Source organism: uncultured Azohydromonas sp., from assembly GCF_937926365.1.
GTDB lineage: Bacteria > Pseudomonadota > Gammaproteobacteria > Burkholderiales > Burkholderiaceae_C > Azohydromonas.
The window spans coordinates 88,932-109,780 of the sequence record NZ_CALAOH010000021.1 but is presented as its reverse complement, the minus strand read 5'-3'; the positions used below and the strand labels follow the sequence as shown (position 1 = coordinate 109,780).

Annotated in this window: 21 protein-coding genes and 1 pseudogene; 16 read left to right on the top strand and 6 right to left on the bottom strand. The window is 71.6% G+C overall.

Features of this window, described 5'->3' with window-relative positions:
* The 3 genes from Q0741_RS02530 to Q0741_RS02520 all read left to right on the top strand — a co-directional run.
* On the top strand, positions 1-582 hold a 582-nt coding region (locus Q0741_RS02530; RefSeq protein WP_298231618.1), incomplete at its 5' end, for a TolC family protein.
* Positions 579-1,760, top strand: a complete 1,182-nt coding sequence (locus tag Q0741_RS02525; protein WP_298231617.1) for an efflux RND transporter periplasmic adaptor subunit — start codon at positions 579-581, stop codon at positions 1,758-1,760. The genes Q0741_RS02530 and Q0741_RS02525, both read left to right, overlap by 4 nt.
* On the top strand, positions 1,757-4,861 hold the full coding sequence (locus tag Q0741_RS02520; protein WP_298231616.1) for an efflux RND transporter permease subunit: 3,105 nt from the start codon (positions 1,757-1,759) through the stop codon (positions 4,859-4,861). Before Q0741_RS02525 ends, Q0741_RS02520 begins: the two co-directional genes overlap by 4 nt.
* A gap of 133 nt (positions 4,862-4,994) precedes the next feature.
* Here Q0741_RS02520 and Q0741_RS02515 read toward each other — a convergent pair whose 3' ends face one another.
* The 3 genes from Q0741_RS02515 to Q0741_RS02505 form a co-directional block, all read right to left on the bottom strand.
* Positions 4,995-5,600 carry a class I SAM-dependent methyltransferase gene (locus Q0741_RS02515; protein ID WP_298231615.1) on the bottom strand — a complete coding sequence of 202 codons (606 nt, stop codon included), beginning with the start codon at positions 5,598-5,600 and terminating at the stop codon, positions 4,995-4,997.
* Positions 5,587-7,041, bottom strand: a complete 1,455-nt coding sequence (locus tag Q0741_RS02510) for an APC family permease (protein ID WP_298231614.1) — start codon at positions 7,039-7,041, stop codon at positions 5,587-5,589. The genes Q0741_RS02515 and Q0741_RS02510 overlap by 14 nt, the downstream gene beginning before the upstream one ends.
* A 154-nt stretch (positions 7,042-7,195) precedes the next feature.
* On the bottom strand, positions 7,196-8,731 hold the full coding sequence (locus tag Q0741_RS02505; RefSeq protein ID WP_298231613.1) for a deoxyribodipyrimidine photo-lyase: 1,536 nt from the start codon (positions 8,729-8,731) through the stop codon (positions 7,196-7,198).
* A gap of 33 nt (positions 8,732-8,764) precedes the next feature.
* Between Q0741_RS02505 and Q0741_RS02500 the strand changes: the two genes are divergently transcribed.
* The 7 genes and pseudogenes from Q0741_RS02500 to Q0741_RS02470 all read left to right on the top strand — a co-directional run bounded on the left by Q0741_RS02500 (position 8,765) and on the right by Q0741_RS02470 (position 14,396).
* Entirely contained in the window at positions 8,765-9,337 is a 573-nt protein-coding gene (locus Q0741_RS02500; RefSeq protein WP_298231612.1) for a YqgE/AlgH family protein, read from the top strand.
* Complete coding sequence (gene ruvX, locus Q0741_RS02495; protein WP_298231611.1) at positions 9,334-9,744, top strand: Holliday junction resolvase RuvX; 411 nt, start codon at positions 9,334-9,336, stop codon at positions 9,742-9,744. Before Q0741_RS02500 ends, ruvX begins: the two co-directional genes overlap by 4 nt.
* The gene (gene pyrR / locus Q0741_RS02490; protein ID WP_298231610.1) at positions 9,741-10,253 is read left to right on the top strand and encodes a bifunctional pyr operon transcriptional regulator/uracil phosphoribosyltransferase PyrR; all 513 of its coding nucleotides are present in this window, start codon (positions 9,741-9,743) and stop codon (positions 10,251-10,253) included. The genes ruvX and pyrR overlap by 4 nt, the downstream gene beginning before the upstream one ends.
* Positions 10,254-10,261: 8 nt before the next feature.
* A pseudogene (locus tag Q0741_RS02485) lies at positions 10,262-11,215 on the top strand (aspartate carbamoyltransferase catalytic subunit); the annotation flags it as partial.
* Positions 11,216-11,317: 102 nt separating this feature from the next.
* Complete coding sequence (locus tag Q0741_RS02480) at positions 11,318-12,625, top strand: dihydroorotase (RefSeq protein WP_298231608.1); 1,308 nt, start codon at positions 11,318-11,320, stop codon at positions 12,623-12,625.
* A 26-nt stretch (positions 12,626-12,651) separates the two neighbouring features.
* Positions 12,652-13,452: a lysophospholipid acyltransferase family protein gene (locus Q0741_RS02475; RefSeq protein ID WP_367184049.1), complete on the top strand. Its 801-nt coding sequence runs from the start codon at positions 12,652-12,654 to the stop codon at positions 13,450-13,452.
* Positions 13,453-13,514: 62 nt separating this feature from the next.
* The gene (locus Q0741_RS02470; RefSeq protein ID WP_298231607.1) at positions 13,515-14,396 is read left to right on the top strand and encodes a ribose-phosphate diphosphokinase; all 882 of its coding nucleotides are present in this window, start codon (positions 13,515-13,517) and stop codon (positions 14,394-14,396) included.
* Between the two features lie 77 nt (positions 14,397-14,473).
* Here Q0741_RS02470 and gpmA read toward each other — a convergent pair whose 3' ends face one another.
* Positions 14,474-15,217: a 2,3-diphosphoglycerate-dependent phosphoglycerate mutase gene (gpmA, locus tag Q0741_RS02465; RefSeq protein WP_298231606.1), complete on the bottom strand. Its 744-nt coding sequence runs from the start codon at positions 15,215-15,217 to the stop codon at positions 14,474-14,476.
* Between the two features lie 124 nt (positions 15,218-15,341).
* On the opposite strand from gpmA, the gene Q0741_RS02460 reads away from it, so the two are divergent.
* The 4 genes from Q0741_RS02460 to Q0741_RS02445 all read left to right on the top strand — a co-directional run bounded on the left by Q0741_RS02460 (position 15,342) and on the right by Q0741_RS02445 (position 17,799).
* Positions 15,342-15,749 carry a rhodanese-like domain-containing protein gene (locus Q0741_RS02460; protein WP_298231605.1) on the top strand — a complete coding sequence of 136 codons (408 nt, stop codon included), beginning with the start codon at positions 15,342-15,344 and terminating at the stop codon, positions 15,747-15,749.
* A gap of 204 nt (positions 15,750-15,953) precedes the next feature.
* The gene (grxC, locus tag Q0741_RS02455; protein ID WP_298231604.1) at positions 15,954-16,211 is read left to right on the top strand and encodes a glutaredoxin 3; all 258 of its coding nucleotides are present in this window, start codon (positions 15,954-15,956) and stop codon (positions 16,209-16,211) included.
* Between the two features lie 117 nt (positions 16,212-16,328).
* Positions 16,329-16,790, top strand: a complete 462-nt coding sequence (gene secB, locus Q0741_RS02450; protein WP_298231603.1) for a protein-export chaperone SecB — start codon at positions 16,329-16,331, stop codon at positions 16,788-16,790.
* A gap of 22 nt (positions 16,791-16,812) precedes the next feature.
* Complete coding sequence (locus Q0741_RS02445; protein ID WP_298231602.1) at positions 16,813-17,799, top strand: NAD(P)H-dependent glycerol-3-phosphate dehydrogenase; 987 nt, start codon at positions 16,813-16,815, stop codon at positions 17,797-17,799.
* Positions 17,800-17,856: 57 nt separating this feature from the next.
* Here Q0741_RS02445 and Q0741_RS02440 read toward each other — a convergent pair whose 3' ends face one another.
* Positions 17,857-18,327 (bottom strand): tRNA (cytidine(34)-2'-O)-methyltransferase, encoded by a 471-nt coding sequence (locus tag Q0741_RS02440; protein WP_298231601.1) that lies wholly within the window; start codon positions 18,325-18,327, stop codon positions 17,857-17,859.
* A gap of 46 nt (positions 18,328-18,373) precedes the next feature.
* The gene (locus Q0741_RS02435) at positions 18,374-19,111 is read right to left on the bottom strand and encodes a ComF family protein (protein WP_298231600.1); all 738 of its coding nucleotides are present in this window, start codon (positions 19,109-19,111) and stop codon (positions 18,374-18,376) included.
* Between the two features lie 27 nt (positions 19,112-19,138).
* Between Q0741_RS02435 and Q0741_RS02430 the strand changes: the two genes are divergently transcribed.
* Together Q0741_RS02430 and Q0741_RS02425 are read left to right on the top strand one after the other, a co-directional pair.
* Positions 19,139-20,053, top strand: coding sequence for a biotin synthase (locus tag Q0741_RS02430; protein WP_298231599.1), 915 nt, complete (start codon positions 19,139-19,141; stop codon positions 20,051-20,053).
* A gap of 185 nt (positions 20,054-20,238) precedes the next feature.
* A complete protein-coding gene (locus tag Q0741_RS02425) occupies positions 20,239-20,811 on the top strand; it encodes a DUF2244 domain-containing protein (RefSeq protein ID WP_367184048.1) in 573 nt (190 codons plus the stop codon).
* Positions 20,812-20,849: the final 38 nt, after the last annotated feature.

The window sequence follows — 20,849 nt, the reverse complement described above, 5'->3', positions numbered from 1 at the left end:
GGCGTGGACGTGGCGGAGGCGGCGCGCTGGCCGCGGCTGCTGCTGACCGGCGCGGTCACGCTGGGCGTGGGGCGCGTGGGCGGCGTGCAGGACACCGGCGCCAACTGGTCCTTCGGGCCGGCGCTGTCGCTGCCGCTGTTCGATGCCGGGCGCCGCCGCGCCGAGGTCGATGCCGCGCGTGCGCGGCTGGACGAGGCGCTGGCGGCCTGGCAGCAGCGCGTGCGCGGCGCGGTGCGCGAGGTCGAAGAAGCCCTGGTGCGGCTGGACGCCACGGCGCGGCGCGAAGATGACGCCCGGGTGGCGGCCGAGAACTGGCAGCGCTTCGTGCAGGCGACGCAGACGCGCTGGGAGCTGGGCAACGCCAGCCTGATCGAATTGCAGGACGCGCGGCGCCAGCGCATCGCCGCCGAGGCCGCGCTGCTGGCCGTGCGGCGCGAGCGCGTGGCGGCCTGGGTCCAGCTCTACAAGGCCAGCGGCGGCGGCTGGGATGGCTCGCTGGCCGTGGCTGCCAACGCTTCCGGCACCGGCGCTGCCGGTACCGCCGGCACCGCCGGCACCGAATCCAACCTCCGTCAACCATGAAGCCGATCTCGAAGAAAACCACCGTGCTGGCTGCTGCGCTGGCGCTTGGCGGGCTGGCGCTGTCGGCGCTGACCGTGCAGGGCCAGCCGGCCGACAAGGCCCAGGCGGCGCCGCGCGCCGCGCTGAGCGTCTCGGTCACGCAGCCGCAGCCCGCGGAGTGGACGCAGACGCTGGCGGTCAACGGCAACGTCGCCGCCTGGCAGGAAACGATCGTCGGCGCCGAGCTCGGCGGCGTGGCGCTGGCGCAGGTGCTGGTGAACGTGGGCGACGTGGTCAAGCGCGGCCAGCCGCTGGCGCGCCTGGTGGACGACACCATCCGCGCCGACGTGGCGCAGGCGCAGGCGGCGCTGGCCGAGGCGCAGGCGGCGTTGGCCGAGGCCAAGGCCAACGCCGAGCGCGCGCGGGCGCTGCAGCAAAGCGGCGCCCTGAGCGCGCAGCAGATCTCGCAGTACCTCACCGGCGAGCAGACCGCCGCGGCGCGCGTGCAGGCCGCGCGCGCGCAGCTCGATGCGCAGCAGCTGCGCCTGCGCAAGACGCAGGTGCTCGCGCCCGACGACGGCGTGGTGAGCGCGCGCAGCGCCGCCGTGGGCAGCGTGGTGCAGCCGGGGCTGGAGCTGTTCCGCCTCATCCGCCAGGGCCGGCTGGAGTGGCGCGCCGAGGTGCCGGCCGCCGAGCTGCCCAAGGTGAAGGCAGGGCAGGCGGTGACGCTGGTCACGCCGGCGGGCACGCGCGTGCCGGGCAAGGTGCGCCAGCTCGCGCCCACCATCGACCCGCAGACGCGCAACGCGCTGGTCTACGTGGACTTGCAGCCCGCGCCCGGCTCGGACGTGCGCGCGGGCATGTTCGCGCGCGGCGAGCTCGCGCTGGCGCGCCGCGCGGTGCTGACGCTGCCGGCCTCGGCCGTGCTGCTGCGCGAGGGCTTCAGCTACGTGATGGTGCTGGGCCCGGACTCCAAGGTCAGCCGGGTCAAGGTCGAGGCGGGGCAGCGCCAGGGCGACCGCATCGAGGTGCGCAACCTGAAGCCGGACGCGCGCGTGGTGGACCGCGGCGCGGCCTTCCTGGCCGACGGCGACACGGTGCAGGTGGTGGACGCGCCGCCCGCGGCGGCCGCCGGCGCCTCGCGCCAGGCGGCGGCCGGCGGTGCCACCTCGACCCCTGACGCGAAAGCCACGCGATGAACGTCTCCGCCTGGTCGATCCGCAACCCGATCCCCGCGCTGATGCTCTTCGTCCTGCTCACGGTGGCAGGGCTGATGAGCTTCAGCGCGATGAAGATCCAGAACTTCCCCGACATCGACCTGCCCACGGTCATCGTCACGGCCTCGCTGCCCGGCGCCTCGCCGGCGCAGATGGAGACCGAGGTGGCGCGCAAGATCGAGGACTCGGTCTCCACGGTGCAGGGCATCAAGCACATCTACACCGCGCTGCAGGACGGGGTGGCCACCATCACGGTGGAGTTCCGGCTGGAGAAGCCCACGCAGGAGGCGGTGGACGACGTGCGCGACGCGGTCAACCGGGTGCGCTCGCAACTGCCGGCGGACCTGCGCGACCCGAGCATCGCCAAGATGAACCTCTCGGGCGTGCCCATCCTCACCTACACCATCGCCAGCGAGCGGCTGGACGACGAGGCGCTGTCCTGGTTCGTGGACAACACGGTGGCCAAGCGGCTGCTGGGCGTGCCGGGGGTGGGCTCGGTGGCGCGCGTGGGCGGCGTCACGCGCGAGGTGCGCGTGGAGCTGGACCCGGCGCGGCTGCTGTCGCTGGGTGCCACGGCGGCCGAGATCTCGCGCGAGCTCAAGCGCGTGCAGCAGGAGTCGTCGGGCGGCCGTGTGGACCTGGGCGGCGGCGAGCAGGCGGTGCGCACGCTGGGCACGGTGGCCTCGGCGCAGGAGCTCGGCGCGGTGCAGCTCACGCTCTCGGACGGACGGCGCGTCCGGCTGGACCAGGTGGCCGACGTCATCGACACCGTGGCCGAGCGGCGCAGCCAGGCGCTGCTGAACGGGCAGCCGGTGGTGGGCTTCGAGATCACGCGCGCCCGCGGCGCCGGCGAGATCGACGTGGACACGGGCGTGCGCCGCGCGCTGGAGCAGCTGCGCACCGAGCACCCGGACCTGCGCATCCACCAGGCCTTCAACTTCGTGGACCCGGTGGCGGAGAACTACGAGGGCTCGATGCACCTGCTCTACGAGGGCGCGCTGCTGGCGGTGATCGTGGTGTGGTTCTTCCTGCGCGACTGGCGCGCCACCTTCGTGGCCGCCACGGCGCTGCCGCTGTCGGTGATCCCGGCGTTCCTGGGCATGGTCCTGCTGGGCTTCAGCATCAACGTGGTGACGCTGCTGTCGCTGTCGCTGGTGGTGGGCATCCTGGTGGACGACGCCATCGTCGAGATCGAGAACATCGTGCGCCACCTGAAGATGGGCAAGTCGCCGTACCAGGCGGCGATGGAGGCGGCCGACGAGATCGGGCTGGCCGTGATCGCGACGACTTTCACGCTGATCGCCGTGTTCCTGCCCACGGCGTTCATGAGCGGCATCCCCGGGAAATTCTTCAAGCAGTTCGGCTGGACGGCGTCGCTGGCGGTGTTCGCCTCGCTGGTGGTGGCGCGCATGCTCACGCCGATGATGGCGGCCTACCTGCTCAAGCCCATCGTGCATGCCAAGCCCGAGGGGCGCGTGATGCGCTGGTACATGCGCTTCGCCGCCAAGTGCCTGAAGCACCGCTGGCTGACGGCGGGCGGGGCGGGGCTGTTCTTCGTGGGCTCGATCATGCTGATCCCGCTGCTGCCCACGGGCTTCATCCCGGCCGACGACTTCGGGCAGACGCAGGTGGGACTGGAGCTGCCGCCGGGCAGCACCTTCGAGGAGACGCGCGCCGCGGCCGAGCAGGCGCGCGCGATCCTGCAGAGGAACCCGCACGTGAAGCTGGTCTACACCGCCATCGGCGGCGGGGCCACGGGCTCCGACCCGTTCATGCCCGGCGGCGCGGCCGAGGTGCGCAAGGCCTCGCTGATCCTCAACCTCACGCCGCGCCAGGACCGCCCGGGGCTGCGCAAGCAGGCCATCGAGGCCGAGCTGCGCAAGTCGCTGGAGGCGCTGCCCGGCGTGCGCGTGTCGGTGGGCCTGGGCGGATCGGGCGAGAAGTACATGCTGGTGCTCTCGGGCGAGGACGGCCAGGCGCTGCTGGAGGCGGCGCAGGCGGTGGAACGCGACCTGCGCACCATTCCCGGCATCGGCAGCGTGCGCTCCACGGCCAGCCTGGTGCGCCCGGAGCTGGTGGTGCGGCCGGACTTCGCGCGCGCCGCCGAGGCCGGCGTGAGCTCGCAGGTGATCGCCGACACGCTGCGCATCGCCACCACGGGCGACTACGACGCGGCCCTGCCCAAGCTCAACCTGTCGCAGCGGCAGGTGCCGATCGTGGTGCGGCTGCCCGAGAGCGCGCGCGAGGACCTGTCGCTGCTGTCGCAGCTGTCGGTGCCCGGGCGCAACGGGCGCCCGGTGCAGCTGGCCAACGTGGCCGAGCTGAGCCTGGAGAGCGGCCCGGCGGTGATCAACCGCTACGACCGGCTGCGCAACGTCAACCTGGAGGTGGAGCTCAACGGCGTGCCGCTGGGCGACGTGGCGGCCCAGGTGCAGAAGCTGCCGAGCCTGCAGCGCCTGCCGCCCGGCGTGAGCCAGGCGGCGCTGGGCGACGCGGAGGTGATGGGCGAGCTCTTCGCCAGCTTCGGGCTGGCGATGCTCACCGGCGTGATGTGCATCTACGTGGTGCTGGTGCTGCTGTTCAAGAACTTCATGCAGCCGGTGACGATCCTGGCGGCGCTGCCGCTGTCGCTGGGCGGGGCCTTCGTGGCGCTGCTGCTGACGCGCAGCGCGTTCTCGATGCCCTCGCTGATCGGGCTGATCATGCTCATGGGCATCGCCACCAAGAACTCGATCCTGCTGGTGGACTACGCGATCCTGGCGCGGCGCGAGGGCATGAGCCGCTGGGACGCGCTGCTGGACGCCTGCCACAAGCGCGCGCGGCCGATCGTGATGACCACCATCGCCATGGGCGCGGGCATGCTGCCCATCGCGATGGGCATCGGCACCGACCCGAGCTTCCGCTCGCCGATGGCGGTGGCGGTGATCGGCGGGCTGATCACCAGCACCTTCCTGAGCCTGCTGGTGATCCCGGTGGTGTTCACCTTCGTGGACGACGCGGTGGAGTTCACGCTGCGGCACCTGCGGCGGCTGCGCACGCACCACCACCACGCGCCGGCGGGCAAGGGGGCGGGCGCGGCGTGAACAAGTCCGTCACACCCGCGCAGGCGGGTGTCCACGAACCCCGGGCGGCATCCCGGCGCACGTGGATGCCCGCCTTCGCGGGCATGACAAGGTTCTTTCAGTAGCAATCGCGAGCTGGAGAGCGCCAACCGCCCTACGTCCGCACCGCGTCCTTCTGCGCCTTGCGTATGGTCCAGGCGTAGATGGTGGAGCCGCGCAGGTTCTGCATCTGCTCGGGTGGCCAGTCCTCGCCCATGTCGAAGGCATGCGAAACCACGCGCGAGCCCAGCTTGAGCTGGCGCCACAGTTGCGGGCGCAACTCCAGGTTGATGCGCGGCAGCAGGTACAGCGCCACGACGTCGGCCTCGGCGAAATCGGCATCGAACAGGTTGCCCTCGATGAAGCGCACCCGGTCCTCCACCCCGGCCTCCTGAGCCCGGCGCCGCGCCTCGGCGATGCGTCGCGGGTCGATGTCGATGCCCACGCCGCGCGCGCCGCGCTCCTTGGCGGCGGTGACGACGATGCGGCCGTCGCCGCAGCCCAGGTCGTAGAGCACGTCGCCGCGGCGCACGCGGGCCATGTCGAGCATCTTGTTGACCACGGCCATCGGCGTGGGCACGTAGGGCACGTCCAGCGGCTTGGCCGGCTGCTGGCCCTGTGTCGCCTCCTGCGCGCGTGCCAGGGCGCAGGGCAGCAGCAGCGCCAGCGCCGCGGCGCGGCGGCGGCTCAGGTGGAAGGCGGCGAGCTCAGGCGCGTTCATGGGCATCTCTCCTCAGGGGGGTCGCTTCGTTGTCCGGCGCCGGTGCGCGCAGCACCGGCAGCCACAGGGCGCCGGCGAGCAGCACGCCGACGCCGATCCAGGCGGCGTTGAAGCCGCCGAGCTGCTGGCTGTAAACGTAGGACAGGCTGGACCACAGCATGTAGGCGCAGGTGGCGCAGAACAGCAGTGGCAGCAGCGGGTACAGCGGCACGCGGAACGGCCGCTCGGCATGGGGCTCGCGCCGGCGCAGCACGAACAGCGCCAGCCCGGTGAGCAGGAAGAACAGCCAGAACACCGGCGCGGTGAACTCCACCATGGCCTTGAAACCGCTGCCCGCGGCGGCGCCCACGGCCACCAGCGCCAGTGCCGCGGCGCCCTGCAGCGCCAGCGCCACCGGCGGCGTGCCGCGCGCGGCGTCCCAGCGGCCCAGGCGCGACAGCAGCGGCCAGTCGCGGCCCACGGCGAAGCTGGTGCGCGCGCCCACGATGATGGTGGCGTTCATGGAGGTCAGCGCCGCCACGGCGACGATGGCGGCGATCAATTGCCCGCCGGCGGGGCCGAAGGCTTCGCGCAGCAGGTCGGCCGCGATGCTCTGCGCGCGCGCCATGCCCGCCAGCCCCAGGCCGTGCCAGTAGGCCCACACCACCAGCAGGTACAGCGCCGTGATGACCGCGATGGACAGCACCAGCGTGCGCACCATGTTGCGGCGCCGGTCCTTCACTTCCGCGCTGATGTAGGCCGCCTCGTTCCAGCCGCCGTAGGTCAGCAGCACGAACACCATCGCCAGGCCGAAGCCGGAGAGGCTCCAGGGCGCCGCGCCGCCTTCGGCCGTGGCGTCGGCAGTCGGGGAGGGGGCCGGCGCCAGGGCCGCGCCGTCGCCCTGGCCCAGCAGGAACAGCCCGGCGCCAACGACCAGCAGCAGCCCGCCCACCTCCACGGCGGTGAGCCAGGTCTGCGCCGCCGCGCCGGAGCGCAGGCCGCGCAGGTTCAGCCACGACAGAGCGGCGATCGCCGCCGCCGCCCACCAGGCCGGCCCGTTTGGGCCCAGCGGCAGCAGTTGCTGCATGTAGTCGCCGAAGACGAAACCCAGCAGCGCGATGGAGCCGGTGGTGATGACGGCAAAGCGTGCCCAGGCGAACAGGAAGGACACGCTGTGCCCCCAGGCGCGGCGCAGGAAGTGGTAGTCGCCGCCGGCATGCGGGTACGCGGTGGCCAGCTCGGCATAGCACAGCGCGCCCACGAGCGACATCAGCCCGCCCAGCGCCCAGGCGGCGAACATCCAGCCGCTGCCGCCGGCCATGCCGGCCACCAGCGACGGGGCCTTGAAGATGCCCGCGCCGATGACCAGGCCCACGGTGATGGCGACGGCCTCGCGCAGCCCCAGCAGCGCCTGGGGCTGCGGCGGTCGGGAGTCCGGGAGGGAATCGGCGGACGGCGGCATCGGCACCCCTTGCGCCGGATGGGCCGGCACGCCCCGCCGTCACGACGTCAACGGCGCGAGCGTGGGGCGGCAGGTGCCGTGCCTGCCCGAAACCGCAGATCCCGTTCGGGCTGAGCCCTTCGACAAGCTCAGGGCGAGTGGAAAAAGCGTTGTGTCAGTCCACGCCCGCGGCCAGCGCCTTCTTCGCCGCCCGGGCCGCGGCCTTGGCGGCCTTGGCTTCCTTGACCACCTCGAAGCGCGCCAGCGTCTTCTGGCGCGCTTCCTCGTGGTCCACGATGGGCCGCGGGTAGTCCACGCCGAGCTCGATGCTGGCGGCCTCCAGGTCCACCGGCTTGGCCAGCCAGGGGGCGTGGATCAGGTCGTCGGGCAGCTTGGCCAGCTGCGGCAGGTAGCGGCGGATGAAGCGGCCCTGCGGATCGAACTTCCTGCTCTGGCTCACGGGGTTGAAGATGCGGAACCAGGGCTGCGGATCGCAGCCGGTGCCGGCGGCCCACTGCCAGTTGCCGTTGTTGGAGGCGAGCTCGTGGTCGTTGAGTTTCAAAGCAAACCAGCGCTCGCCGCGTTTGTAGTCCAGCCCCAGGTCCTTGACCAGGAAACTGGCCGTGAGCATGCGCAGCCGGTTGTGCTGGTAGCCGCTTTGCGCGAGCTGCAGCATGGCCGCGTCCACCAGCGGGTAGCCGGTACGGCCCTCGCACCAGGCGGCGAACAGCGCGTCGGCGTGCTTGCCCTTTTCCCACTTCACGCGGTCGAACTCGGGGTGATAGGCGTGCTCCACCACGCGCGGGTGATGGAAGAGGATCTGCTGGAAGAAGTCGCGCCAGGCCAGCTCCGACAGCCACACGCGCGCGCCGCTGGAGCCGGCCTGCGCGCGGCGCCAGGCCTCGCGCGCGAGCTGGCGTACCGACACGGTGCCGAAGCGCAGGTGCGTGCCCAGGTAGCTCGGCCCCTTCACGGCCGGGAAGTCGCGCGTCACGTCGTAGCGGTCTATGCGCTCGGCCAGGAATTCATCGAGCAGCGCCTGGCCGCCGGCGGGACCGGTGGGCAGCTTCAACTGGTGCAGGTTGGTGGTCTCGAAGCCCAGGGTTTCCAGGCTCGGGACCGGCTGGCGGAATTCCTCCGGCACGGGCGCCAGCGAGGCGGCATGGCGCGCCACGGGATAGGCGCTGAGGTAGTAGTCGTCGAGCTTCTTGAGCCAGGCGTTGAAGTAGGGCGTGAAGACGCTGTAGGGCGTGCCGGCGCCGCTGAGCACCTCGTTGCGCTCGAAAACGACATGGTCCTTGCTGGAGTGCAGCGCGATGCCGTCCTGCGCCAGCGCGCCGCGCACGCGCGCGTCGCGCGCCAGCGCCGCGGGGTCGTCGTCGTGGTTGAGGTAGACGGCCTGCACGTGCAGCTGCCGCGCCAGCCGCACGATCTCCTCGGCGCCGTGGCCGTGGCGCACGATCAGCCCGCTGTGCTCGGTACCGTGGGCGGCGCCCAGCGCGCGCAGCTGTGCGTCCAGCCCGATGAGGCTGTCGCGGATGAACTCCACGCGCCGGTCCTGGCGCGGCAGCCCGGTGAGCAGTTCGGTGTCGAAGACGAAGGCGCACCACACGCGCCGGGCATGGCGCAGGGCGTGGTAGAGCGCGGCCTGGTCGTCGGCGCGCAGGTCGCGACGGAACCAGACGAGGGCGGTGTCAAGGTCCTTGTTCACGGGTGCCAGTGTGGCCCGGGAATAGAATGCCGCATGGCTGAGCGTGGCATCGATCTGACAAACCAGTTCCTGATTGCCATGCCTGGCATGGCGGACGACAACTTCGCGGGCGCGGTGGTGTACCTGTGCGAGCACAGCGACAAGGGCGCCCTGGGGCTGATGATCAACAAGCCCACCGACATCACCCTGCGCCACCTGTTCGAGAAGGTGGACCTGAGCCTGGACCGCAGCGAGCTGGCCGACGAGCCGGTGTACTTCGGCGGCCCGGTGCAGACCGAGCGCGGCTTCGTGTTGCACGAGGCACTGGGCGCGGCACGCTTCAACTCCACGATGACGGTGCCCGGCGGGCTGGAGATGACCACCAGCAAGGACGTGCTGGAGTCGCTGGCGCATGGCACGGGTCCGCGCCGCGTGCTGGTGACGCTGGGCTACAGCGGCTGGGGCGCGGGGCAGCTGGAGGAGGAGATCTCGCGCAACGGCTGGCTCAACGTCGCCGCCGACCCGCAGATCATCTTCGACACCCCGCCCGAGCAGCGCTACACGCGCGCGCTGTCGCTGCTGGGGATCGATCCGCGCATGCTCAGCGGCGAGGCGGGGCACGCATGAGCGAGGCGCCCGGCGGCGTGGGCCGCGCGCAGAGCTTTCTCGCCTTCGACTTCGGTGCCAAGCGCACCGGCGTGGCCAGCGGCAACACCGTCACGCGCAGCGCCACGCCGCTCAAGACCATCGCCACCGAGAAGGCCGACGTGCGCTTCGCGGCGATCGAGAAACTCATCCGCGAGTACCAGCCCGATGCGCTGGTGGTGGGCGTGCCGCGCCATCCCGACGGGGCGCCGCACGACAATACGCACCGCGCGCAGCGCTTCGCGCGCCAGCTGCACGGCCGCTTCAGGCTGCCGGTGCACGAGGTGGACGAGCGCTACACCAGCACCGAGGCCGAGGCCGGCGGTGCGCGCGACCTGGACGCGGCTTCGGCCGCGCTGATCCTGGAGCAGTTCCTGAGACAAGCATGAGCACCCTTTCCCTGGACGCCGAGGCGCTGTACGGCGAGCTGCTGCGCGGCGTCGCGCGGCTGCTGCGTCCCGCCGATACCGAAACATCCGCGCTCGTGGGCGTGTGGAGCGGCGGGGCCTGGCTGGCCGAGCGGCTGCACACCGACCTGAGCCTACCCGGCGCGCCCGGCGTCATCTCCAGCGCGCTGCACCGCGACGACTACGGCTCGCGCGGCATGCACCTGACCGACGCCACCAAGCTGCCCTTCGAGATCGAAGGGCGGCACATCCTGCTGATCGACGATGTGCTCTACACCGGGCGCACCACGCGCGCGGTGATCAACGAGCTCTTCGACTTCGGCCGCCCGGCCAGCGTGACGCTGGCGGTGCTGGTGGACCGCGGCGGGCGCGAGCTGCCCATCGAGCCCGCCTTCGCCGCCGCCAAGCTCGCGCTGCCGGCCGAACAACGCCTGTCGCTGGCGCGCGATGCCGCCGGCCGCTTCACCTTTGCCCTGGAGGGCGCCGCCTGATGCTGTCGCGCCGCAATCCCCAGCTCAACAGCCACGGCGAGCTGATCCACCTGCTGTCCATCGAGGGCCTGCCGCGCGCGGTGCTCACGCAGATCCTCGACACCGCTTCCACCTTCCTCTCCGTGAGCGACCGCGAGGTCAAGAAGGTGCCGCTGCTGCGCGGCAAGAGCGTGTTCAACCTGTTCTTCGAGAACAGCACGCGCACGCGCACCACCTTCGAGATCGCGGCCAAGCGGCTGTCGGCGGACGTGATCAACCTCGACATCGCGCGCTCCTCGACCGCCAAGGGCGAGAGCCTGCTCGACACCATCGCCAACCTCTCGGCCATGCAGGCCGACATGTTCGTGGTGCGGCACAGCGAGTCGGGCGCGCCCTACCTGATCGCCCAGCACTGCGCGCCGCACGTGCACGTGGTCAACGCCGGCGACGGGCGCCACGCGCACCCGACGCAGGGCCTGCTGGACATGTACACGATCCGGCACTTCAAGAAGGACTTCACCAACCTCACGGTGGCGATCGTGGGCGACATCGTGCACTCGCGCGTGGCGCGTTCGGACATCCACGCGCTCACGACGCTGGGCGTGCCCGAGATCCGCGCGGTGGGGCCGAAGACGCTGGTGCCGGACAATCTGCGCGAGATGGGCGTGCGCGTGTGCCGCGACATGGCCGAGGGCATCCGCGATGCCGACGTGATCATCATGCTGCGGCTGCAGAACGAGCGCATGGGCAGCGCGCTGCTGCCCAGCGCGGGCGAGTTCTTCAAGCACTACGGCCTGACGCCGGAGAAGCTGGCGCTGGCCAAGCCCGATGCCATCGTCATGCACCCGGGCCCGATCAACCGTGGCGTGGAGATCGACTCGGCGGTGGCCGACGGGCGCCACAGCGTGATCCTGCCGCAGGTGACCTTCGGCATCGCCGTGCGCATGGCGGTGATGAGCATCCTCGCCGGCAACGACGCCTGAACAACCAAAGTCCCGTTCGGGCTGAGCCTGTCGAAGCCTTATGGCCCAGCCGGCCTGTTGGCCCAACGACCAAGCTCAGGGCGAACGGAGGATGTGGAAAGCATGAAGATCCTGATCAAGAACGGCCGCGTCGTGGACCCGGCCTCCGGCCGCGACGAGGCGGCCGACGTGGCTATCGCCGCGGGCCGCATCCTGACCATCGGCAACGTCAACCCGGACTTCGAGGCCGACCGCGTGATCGACGCGCAGGGCCTGGTGGTTGCACCGGGCCTGGTGGACCTCGCCGCCCGGCTGCGTGAGCCCGGCCACGAGCACGAGGGCATGCTGGAGAGCGAGCTGGCCGCGGCCGCGGCCGGTGGCGTCACCAGCCTCGTGTGCCCGCCCGACACCGACCCGCCGCTCGATGAGCCGGGCCTGGTGGACATGCTCAAGTTCCGCGCCCGCAAGCTCAGCCGCTGCCGGCTGTTCCCGCTGGGCGCGCTCACCTGCGGCCTGGAGGGCAAGGCGCTCACCGAGATGGCCGAGCTCACCGAGTCCGGCTGCATCGGCTTCGCGCAGGCCGAGGCGCCGGTGCGCGACACGCAGGTGCTGCTGCGCGCGCTGCAGTACGCCAGCACCTATGGCTACACCGTGTGGCTGCGCCCGCAGGACCCGTGGCTGGGCGCCGGCGTGGCCGCCAGCGGCGCGGTCGCCACGCGCCTGGGCCTTTCGGGCGTGCCCGTGGCGGCCGAGACGGTGGCGCTGCACACCATCTTCGAGCTGGTGCGCAGCACCGGCGCGCGCGTGCACCTGTGCCGCCTCTCCAGCGCCGAGGGCGTGGAGCTGCTGCGCCAGGCCAAGGCGCAGGGGCTGCCGGTGACGGCGGACGTGAGCATCAACTCGCTGCACCTCACGGACGTGGACATCGGCTTCTTCAACGCCGCCATGCGCCTGACGCCGCCGCTGCGCCAGCAGCGCGACCGCGACGCGCTGCGCGCGGCGCTGGCCGACGGCACCATCGACGCACTGGTGTCGGACCACACCCCGGTGGACGAGGACGCCAAGAACCTGCCCTTCGCCGAGGCTGAGCCCGGCGCCACCGGGCTGGAACTGCTGCTGAGCCTGGCGCTGAAGTGGGGCCAGGACCAGGGCCTCACGCTGGCGCAGTCGCTGGCACGCGTGACCAGCGGCCCGGTGGCCGTGCTGGGCGAGGCGCTGGGCTCGCTGGTTTCCAGTGCCGGGCGCCTGGTGGAAGGCGGCGTGGCCGACGTCTGCCTCTTCGACCCGCAGGCACAGTGGGGGCTGGAGGCTGCGCAGCTGCGCAGCCAGGGCAAGCACACGCCCTTCGCCTTCGAGCTCACTGGCAGCATGCTGCCCGGGCGCGTGGTGGCCACGCTGGTGGCCGGCACGGTGGCGCACGAGGCTTTCTGACGCGCGTCCCGCCCGCCGGCGCCCCGATGCAGCTTCCGCCCGAGACGACGCCGACGCTGGCGGTGTCCGCCCCCGCTGCCGTGTCGTCGCTGCGGCGGCTGCGCGCGCTGTGGCGGCTGGCGCGCACGGTGCTGCATGGGCTGCACGGGTTGGCCATCGTGCTGCTGCTGTTCCCGTTCTACGGTCCGGCGCGGCGGCAGGCGCGCATCGGCTGGTGGTCGCGCAAGCTGCTGGCCACGCTGGGGCTGGAGCTGCGCGCGCAGGGCACGTTTCGTCCCGGCGCCAAGCTGATCGTGGCCAACCACGTGTCGTGGCTGGATATCGCCGCCATCCACGCGCTGTGCCCGCAGGCGCGCTTCGTCTCCAAGGCCGAGGTGCAGGCCTGGCCCCTGGTGGGGCGGTTGGTGGACGCCGCCGGCACGCTGTACCTGCAGCGCGAGCGCGCGCGCGACGCCATGCGCGTGCTGCACGCCATCACGCAGGCGCTGCGCGACGGCGACACGGTGGCGGTGTTTCCCGAGGGCACCACCGGCGAGGGCCATGAGCTGCTGCCCTTCCACGCCAACTTGCTGCAGGCCGTGATCGCCAGCGGCGAGCCGGTGCAGCCGGTGGCGCTGCGCTACAGCGACCCGCTGCACGCGGTGAGCCCGGCCGCGAGCTTCGTGGGCGACATGACGCTGGGCCAGAGCCTGTGGCGCCTGGCCTGCGCGCAGGGCCTGGCGGTGCAGCTGCAGGTGCTGCCGCCGCAGGCGGTGGCGCATGCCGACCGGCGCGCCCTGGCGGCGCACCTGCGCGACACCATCGCGCAGGCGCTGCAGGCCCGCTGAGGGCCGGCGATGCGGAGCCGCGCGCCATCGACCAACCCCTCAGGAAGAAGTCTGGAGTTCCCATGAGCGAGCAGATGCTGCTGGCCTTCGACGACGAGGCGCCGCTGGCGCAGGCCCTGGCGCAGGCGCTGGGCGTGCCGCTGGCCTTCGTGCAGCGTCACCGTTTTCCCGACGGCGAGCTGCGACTGCGGCTGCCCGGGACGTTGCCGTCGCGGGTGCTGATGCTGCGCGGACTGCAGCAGCCCAACGAGAAGCTGACGGAGTTGCTGCTGTGTGCGCCGGCGGCGCGCGAGCTGGGCGCGCGCGAGCTCATCCTGGTGTCGCCGTACCTGGCCTACATGCGCCAGGACATGGCTTTCACGCCCGGCGAGGTGGTGAGCCAGCGCCACGTGGCGGCGCTGCTGGGCGGGCTGTTCGACGCGGTGCTGACGGTGGACCCGCACCTGCACCGCGTGACCTCGATGGAGGCGCTGTTCCCGGGCCGGCGTGGGCTGGCGCTGTCGGCGGCGCCGCTGCTGGGCGAGTGGGTGGCGCGGCAGCTCGACCGCCCGATCCTGATCGGCCCGGACGAAGAGGCGGCGCAGTGGGTGCAGGCCGCGGCGCAAGGGCAAGGCCTGGAGCACGGCATGGGCTGCAAGCGCCGGCTGGGTGACCGCGAGGTGGTCCTGGAGCTGCCGCCCCTGGAACTCGGCGGCCGTGCGGTGGTGCTGCTCGATGACGTGGCCAGCACGGGCCAGACGCTGATCGCCGCGGCCACGCAGGCGCTGGCGCGCGGGGCGGCCTCGGTGGACGTGGCGGTGACGCACGCCCTCTTCGTGGGCGACGCGCTGGCGCAGCTGCACGCGGCCGGCGTGCGCCACGTCTGGAGCACGGACGCCGTGCCGCACCCGAGCAACGCCGTGAGCGTGGCGCCGCTGCTGGCGCAGGCAGTGGCGGGGTTGTGAGGCTGCGCCGCCAGCTCTCGAGGCAGGAATGAAAAAGGGGCCTCGCGGCCCCTTTGTCTTGTGGCGTGGGCCTGGGATCAGGCCTTGCCCTGGTTGGCCACCGCGGCGGCGGCCTTGGCGGCGGCTTCCGCGTCGCCCAGGTAGTAGCGGCGGATGGGCTTGAGCTCGGCATCGAGCTCGTAAACCATCGGGATGCCGTTGGGGATGTTCAGGCCGACGATGTCGGTGTCGCTGATGCCGTCGAGGTACTTCACCAGCGCGCGGATGCTGTTGCCATGCGCGGCGATGACGATGCGCTGGCCGGACTTGATGGCCGGGGCCAGCACCTCGTTCCAGGCCGGCAGCACGCGCGCGACGGTGTCCTTCAGGCACTCCGTGAGCGGGACCTGCTCGGCGTCGAGCTTGGCGTAGCGCGGGTCCTGGCGCTGGCCGCGCGGGTCGTTGGCGTCCAGCGCCGGCGGCGGCGTGTCGTAGCTGCGACGCCAGATCAGCACCTGCTCGTCGCCGTACTGCTTGGCCATGTCGGCCTTGTTGAGGCCCTGCAGCGCGCCGTAGTGGCGCTCGTTGAGCCGCCAGTCCTTGACCACGGGCAGCCAGGTGCGGTCCATCTCGTCCAGGCAGTGCCACAGCGTCCAGATGGCGCGCTTGAGCACTGAGGTGTAGGCCACGTCGAACTCCCAGCCGCCTTCCTTGAGCAGCTTGCCGGCTTGGCGCGCCTGGGCCACGCCGGTGTCCGTCAGCGGCACGTCGGTCCAGCCGGTGAAGCGGTTTTCGAGGTTCCAGGTCGATTCGCCGTGGCGGATCAGCACGAGCTTGTACATGGGCAGGGACTCAAAGCCTGAGAGTGGGAAAAAGGGCTGTGGCCTGGGGCGCGCGACGGGCGTACGCGCTGGCAGCAAAGCCGCAAATTCTATAATCCGCGGCTTTGGCAACCCCTCGAACGCCGTGCAATTCCTGCTCGACAACTGGTACCTGGTCCTCACCGCGCTCGTGTCGGGCGCCCTGCTGCTGTGGCCGGTGGTCCGCGGAGGTGCCGGCAGCGGCATCAGCACCGCCGAGGCGGTGCGGCTGATCAACCGCGAAAAGGGCGTGCTCATCGACGTGCGCGAGCCGGCCGAATTCGCCAGTGGCCATGCCGTGGGGGCACGCAACGTGCCGCTGTCGCAAATCGAGACCTCCACCGCGCTGCCGAGCAACAAGGCATTGCCGGTGCTGGTGCTGTGCGCAACCGGCGCGCGCGCGTCGCGCGCCGTGGCACTGCTCAAGAAGCGCGGCTACGAGAACTGCCAGCCCGTGGCCGGCGGCTTGGCGGCTTGGCGCGAAGCCAACCTGCCCACCGAGTCCGCGGCCTGAGCCCGCGGCCCGCTGGGGCCGCGTGAAGGGCAGGGTGCTGCCACGAACGGTTGACGGCGCAACGGTGCCTGGCGGCTGATCGTCGTGCGCGTTGCCGGGGCCGGCGGGCACAGGGGCAAGTCGCCCAGCACCGGCAAGGGTTGAAGGCGAGGCGGACAATGACTTGTCCTCAACCACTGCCGCGCGTGCCGCGCCCTGTCTGTGATGAATGCCGTCAAGATGTACACCACGCTGGTCTGCCCCTACTGCCAGCGCGCCAAGCAGCTCCTCAAGCAGCGCGGTGTCGAACACATCGACGAGGTGCGCATCGACCAGGACCCGTCGCAGCGCGACGTGATGATCAAGATCACCGGGCGGCGCACGGTGCCGCAGATCTTCATCGGCGAGACCCACGTGGGCGGCTGCGATGACCTCATCGCGCTGGACCAGCGCGGCGGTCTGGTGCCGCTGCTGCAGGGCTGATCGCCCGGCGCCGCCGTCCCCGTCCGGGACGGCCTGCGCCCCCGGAGGCGCCACGGCGCTGCGTGATAATCGGCCACGCCCGCATGTCGCGGGCCTTCTTTTCTTCGAGACAAGACCATGGCCGACGACCAAGAGCAGAACCCGGTGTTCCAGATCCAGCGCATGTACCTGAAGGACCTGTCGCTGGAGCAGCCGAACTCGCCCCAGATCCTCACCGAGCAGACGCCGCCGCAGGTCGAGATCAACCTGGGACTGTCTGCCGAAACCATCACCGACGGCATCTATGAGGTCTGCGTCACGGCCACCGTCACCACCAAGATCGGCGAGAAGACGCTGTTCCTGGTCGAGGCCAAGCAGGCCGGCATCTTCGAAATCCGCAACATTCCGCAGGACCAGTTGCAGGCCATCATCGGCATCGCCTGCCCGGGCATGGTGTATCCGTACCTGCGGGCCATCATTTCCGACATCTGCACCCGCGCCGGCTTCCCGCCGGTGATGCTGGCCGAGGTGAACTTCCAGGCCATGTACGAGGCCCAGCAGCAGCAACTCGCCGCGCAGGGCAACGGCTCCGTCGCCTGACGTGCCTGCGCGCGGTCGCGGCATGAAGATCAGCGTGCTTGGCGCGGGCGCCTGGGGCACCGCGTTGGCGGTGCAGGCTGCCGCGCGCCACGAGGTGTTGCTGTGGGCGCGCGATGCGCAGCAGGCGCTGGCGCTGCATGAACAGCGCCGCAACCAGCGTTACCTGCCCGATGTGGCGTTGCCCGCGGCGCTGTCCGTGGGCAGTGATCTGGCCGCCGCGCTGGCACATGCGCGTGAGGGGCTGCTGGTGATTGCCACGCCCATGTCGGGCCTGCGCGGCATGCTGCAGGCGCTGCCCACAAGCGCGCGCGCGCTGTGGCTGTGCAAGGGTTTCGAGGCCGGCACCGGGTTGCTGGGCCATGAGATCGCGCGCGAGGTCTGCCCGCGCGCGGCCACCGGGGTGCTGTCGGGGCCGAGCTTCGCCGCCGAGGTGGCGCTGGGCAAGCCGGCAGCACTGGTGGCCGCCAGCGCTGACACGGTGCTGTGCGAGCTGGCCGTGCAGGCATTCCACGGCGAGGCGCTGCGCATCTACATCTGCGACGACCCGGTGGGCGTCGAGGTGGGCGGCGCGGTGAAGAACGTGTTGGCCATCGCCACGGGCCTGTGCGACGGCCTGCAGCTGGGCCTCAATGCCCGCGCTGCGCTCATCACGCGTGGCCTGGCGGAAATGACCCGCCTGGGCGTGGCGCTGGGCGCCCGGGTGGAAACCTTCATGGGCCTCTCGGGCATGGGCGACCTGGTGCTGACCGCCACCGGTGATCTCTCGCGCAACCGTCGCGTGGGCCTGCAGCTCGCCGCCGGGCGCACGCTGGCGCAGGTGCTGGCCGACCTGGGCCACGTGGCCGAGGGTGTCTACAGCGCCGCCACGGTGCTGCGCCGCGCGCGCGACAAGGGTGTGGAGATGCCCATCACCGAGGCCGTGGTGGCTGTGCTCGAAGGCCGGCTGTCGCCACAGCAGGTCGTGCAGCAGCTCATGCAGCGCGCGCCCAATACCGAGCAACGCGGCTGAAAAGGGAAGGGCCGGCGTGGCCGGCCCTCGCTTTGCCTGAAATCCTGGCGGCGCGTCTTACACCGCGCCGGCGTAGCCGTTCTGGCGCCAAGCCTCGAACACCGACACAGCCACTGCGTTGCTGAGGTTCAAGCTGCGCTGCCCGGGACGCATGGGCAGCCGGATGCGCTGCGCCGGGTCGAACTGCTCGCGCAGCGCCGGTGCCAGCCCGGCGCTTTCGCTGCCGAAGATCAGCCAGTCGCCCGGACGCCAGCTCACCTCGCCCAGCAGCCGCGTGCCGCGGGTGGTAAAGGCGAAGCGGCGCTGCGGGTCGGGCTGCTCCGCAGCCAGGAAGACATCCCAGCCGGCATGGCGGCGCACGCTGGCGTACTCGTGGTAGTCCAGGCCGGCGCGCTGCAGCAGCTTGTCCTCCATCGAGAAGCCCAGCGGCTCCACCAGGTGCAGCGTGCAACCGGTGTTGGCTGCCAGCCGGATGACGTTGCCCGTGTTGGGCGGGATCTGCGGATGCACGAGGACGATGTGGAACATCGCGCGATTGTGCGGGAGCGCGTGAGCGCGCCCGGGATGCGCTGCCTCAGGCCTGCGACGGCCGCGGCGTGCGCGCCAGCACCCACAGTTGCACTGCCGCGACGCCGGCGTCCAGCAGCGTGCGCGCGGCCTCGGCGGCGGTGGCACCGGTGGTCATGACGTCGTCCAGCAGCGCCACGCGGCGCCCGCGCAGCGCGGCGGCGCGCCCGGGTGCGATGCCGAAGGCGCCGCGCACGTTGGCGCTGCGCTGGGTTTGTGCCAGCCCGCTCTGCCGCGGTGTATCGAAAAGGCGCAGCAGCAGCCGGGCGTCGCAGCGCAGGGCCAACGGCGGCGCGAGCCGGCGCGCCAGTTCCCAGGCCTGGTTGTAGCCGCGCTCCTGCAGCCGCTGCGAGCCCAGTGGCAGAGGCAGCAGCAGCTCGACCGGCGGCGGTGCCTCGCGCCGCAGCGCCTGCAACAGCAGTGCGGACAGCGCGCCGACGAGGTCCAGCCCGTCGTGGAATTTCAGCTGACCGATCACGCCGTTCCAGGGCCAGGCGTAATCCAGCGCCGCGACGCAGCGCTCGAAGGGCAGGGGGTCGCGCAGGCAGTCGGCACACGGGGCGTCCGGTTGGGTCAGCGGCAGCGCGCAGCCGGGGCAGCGCGTCACGGGTGGAATGAAACGCTCGCGGCAGTCGAGGCACAGCCGTCCGGCGTCCCAGGCGCGGCACACGGCGCACTGGCTGGGCAGCGCCGCCGCGAGCGCGGCCAGCGCGCAGAAGCCCTGACGGAGGCGGCTGGCGGGCATCGGGTCAATATACTGCCCGCCCCCGCCATGAATGCCTCCACCGACTCCTCCAGCTCCCGCGCGATCGACACGCGTGCCATCGAGCGCGCCGTGCGGCGCATGGCCCAGGCCGCCGAGCCGCCTTGGCTGCACGCCGAGGCTGCACGGCGCATGGCCGAGAAGCTGCCCATGATCCGGCGCACGCCGGGGGCGGTGCTGCAGTGGTCGGGCTTCCTGGGAGCAAGCGAGGCGCTGCTGCGCGAGGCTTATCCGCAGGCACAGCAGCTCGTGGTCGAACCCGCGCTGGTGCGCCGCGAGCGTGCCGCGCCGACGCCCGCGCCCTGGTGGTCGCCGCGGCGCTGGGCCGGCGCCGCGGCGACCGCTGCACCGCTGACCGAGGAGGCCGTGACGCCCGGCAGCGTGCAACTGCTGTGGTCCAACATGGCGCTGCATGGCCATGCCGACCCGACGGCGCTGTTCGCACAGTGGCACCGGGCGCTGGCGGTGGACGGCTTCCTGATGTTCTCCACTTTCGGCCCGGGCACGCTGGCCGAACTGCGCGCCCTGTACCGCGAGCGCGGCTGGGGTTCGCCCATGGCCGAGTTCGTGGACATGCACGATCTGGGTGACATGCTGGTGGCTGCGGGCTTCGCCGATCCGGTGATGGACCAGGAGGTGCTGCGCCTGAACTGGGCCGACGCCGCGGCTGTGCTGGCCGAGCTGCGCGGCCTGGGCGCCAACGCCGACACGCGCCGTGTTGCAGGCTTGCGCACTCCGCGCTGGCAACAGCGCCTGATTGAGGCACTGCAGACGCTCGGTGGCAGCGATGGGCGCCCGGCGTTGTCTTTCGAGCTGGTGTACGGCCACGCCTTTAAGGCGGCGCCGCGTCCGCGCGTGGCGGCACACACCGAGGTCGGTCTGGACGAAATGCGACAAATGGTGCGCTCGCGCCGCGGTACCTGAGGGGTTTTCCCAAGGTTGCGCCGGGCGTCGAAATCAAGCAAAGATGCTTCGACGCCGCTCAAAGTCTGCCTAGAATCCAGCGGTTTCTGGGTCAGATTTGCGTTTCGTCAACGACAAAATCGGCAAAACCTGCTTCAGACCTGGCGCAAAAACGCCAACGTCTCGGCCCGAGTCCTCGCTACCACATGACCGCGACCGTCGCTCCGAGCCCCCCCTGGCCTATGCCGCCCGCCCGCAGCCCATGGCGTTTTGGTTGCGAAATCAATGATGGCCGCGGCCTGCGCTGGGTGCTGGGCCGCAACGGTGCGCTCGGGCCGCGACGTCATCTGGGGGTGTGGTTCCTGTCGGGCGCTCTGGCCCTGGGCGTGACCCTGTTTCTCTGGTGGCAGGGCACGGCCATGGCGGCGGCCTTCGCGGCCGGGGAGCTGGCGCTGCTGGGTACGGCGCTGGTGGTGTGCGCGCGACACGCCGCCGACCGCGAGATGCTGACGCTGGCGGATGGCGCCCTGGTGGTGGAGCACCGTTGTGGCGCTCGCACCGAGCGTGCCGAGTTCCGCGCCGCATGGGTGCGCGTGGAGCCGGCGCGGGCGCAAGGATCGCTGGTAGAGCTCTCGGGCGAAGGGCGGCAGATGCGGGTGGGCCGCTACCTGCGTCCGGAGCTGCGCCTGCAGTTGGCGCAGGAGCTGCGGCGCGCGCTGCGCACCGTGGGGCTGCAGCCGGCGGCGAGTCCCAAGAACACGGCAATGCAACACAAGTGAGGACCATGGGAAAGAACAGGACGCTCACGAGTCGCCTC

What these genes read in the sequence shown, in the direction of transcription:
- Q0741_RS02525 (WP_298231617.1), top strand. Translation starts at nt 579, where the DNA reads ATGAAGCCGATCTCGAAGAAAACCACCGTGCTGGCTGCTGCGCTGGCG.
- ruvX (WP_298231611.1), top strand. Translation starts at nt 9,334, where the DNA reads ATGAGCGAGGCGCCCGGCGGCGTGGGCCGCGCGCAGAGCTTTCTCGCC.
- gpmA (WP_298231606.1), bottom strand. Translation starts at nt 15,217, where the DNA reads ATGTACAAGCTCGTGCTGATCCGCCACGGCGAATCGACCTGGAACCTC.
- Q0741_RS02440 (WP_298231601.1), bottom strand. Translation starts at nt 18,327, where the DNA reads ATGTTCCACATCGTCCTCGTGCATCCGCAGATCCCGCCCAACACGGGC.
- Q0741_RS02500 (WP_298231612.1), top strand. Translation starts at nt 8,765, where the DNA reads ATGGCTGAGCGTGGCATCGATCTGACAAACCAGTTCCTGATTGCCATG.
- Q0741_RS02480 (WP_298231608.1), top strand. Translation starts at nt 11,318, where the DNA reads ATGAAGATCCTGATCAAGAACGGCCGCGTCGTGGACCCGGCCTCCGGC.
- Q0741_RS02445 (WP_298231602.1), top strand. Translation starts at nt 16,813, where the DNA reads ATGAAGATCAGCGTGCTTGGCGCGGGCGCCTGGGGCACCGCGTTGGCG.
- Q0741_RS02520 (WP_298231616.1), top strand. Translation starts at nt 1,757, where the DNA reads ATGAACGTCTCCGCCTGGTCGATCCGCAACCCGATCCCCGCGCTGATG.
- grxC (WP_298231604.1), top strand. Translation starts at nt 15,954, where the DNA reads ATGAATGCCGTCAAGATGTACACCACGCTGGTCTGCCCCTACTGCCAG.
- Q0741_RS02425 (WP_367184048.1), top strand. Translation starts at nt 20,239, where the DNA reads ATGACCGCGACCGTCGCTCCGAGCCCCCCCTGGCCTATGCCGCCCGCC.
- Q0741_RS02475 (WP_367184049.1), top strand. Translation starts at nt 12,652, where the DNA reads ATGCAGCTTCCGCCCGAGACGACGCCGACGCTGGCGGTGTCCGCCCCC.
- secB (WP_298231603.1), top strand. Translation starts at nt 16,329, where the DNA reads ATGGCCGACGACCAAGAGCAGAACCCGGTGTTCCAGATCCAGCGCATG.
- Q0741_RS02470 (WP_298231607.1), top strand. Translation starts at nt 13,515, where the DNA reads ATGAGCGAGCAGATGCTGCTGGCCTTCGACGACGAGGCGCCGCTGGCG.
- Q0741_RS02430 (WP_298231599.1), top strand. Translation starts at nt 19,139, where the DNA reads ATGAATGCCTCCACCGACTCCTCCAGCTCCCGCGCGATCGACACGCGT.
- Q0741_RS02515 (WP_298231615.1), bottom strand. Translation starts at nt 5,600, where the DNA reads ATGAACGCGCCTGAGCTCGCCGCCTTCCACCTGAGCCGCCGCCGCGCC.
- Q0741_RS02435 (WP_298231600.1), bottom strand. Translation starts at nt 19,111, where the DNA reads ATGCCCGCCAGCCGCCTCCGTCAGGGCTTCTGCGCGCTGGCCGCGCTC.
- Q0741_RS02510 (WP_298231614.1), bottom strand. Translation starts at nt 7,041, where the DNA reads ATGCCGCCGTCCGCCGATTCCCTCCCGGACTCCCGACCGCCGCAGCCC.
- pyrR (WP_298231610.1), top strand. Translation starts at nt 9,741, where the DNA reads ATGAGCACCCTTTCCCTGGACGCCGAGGCGCTGTACGGCGAGCTGCTG.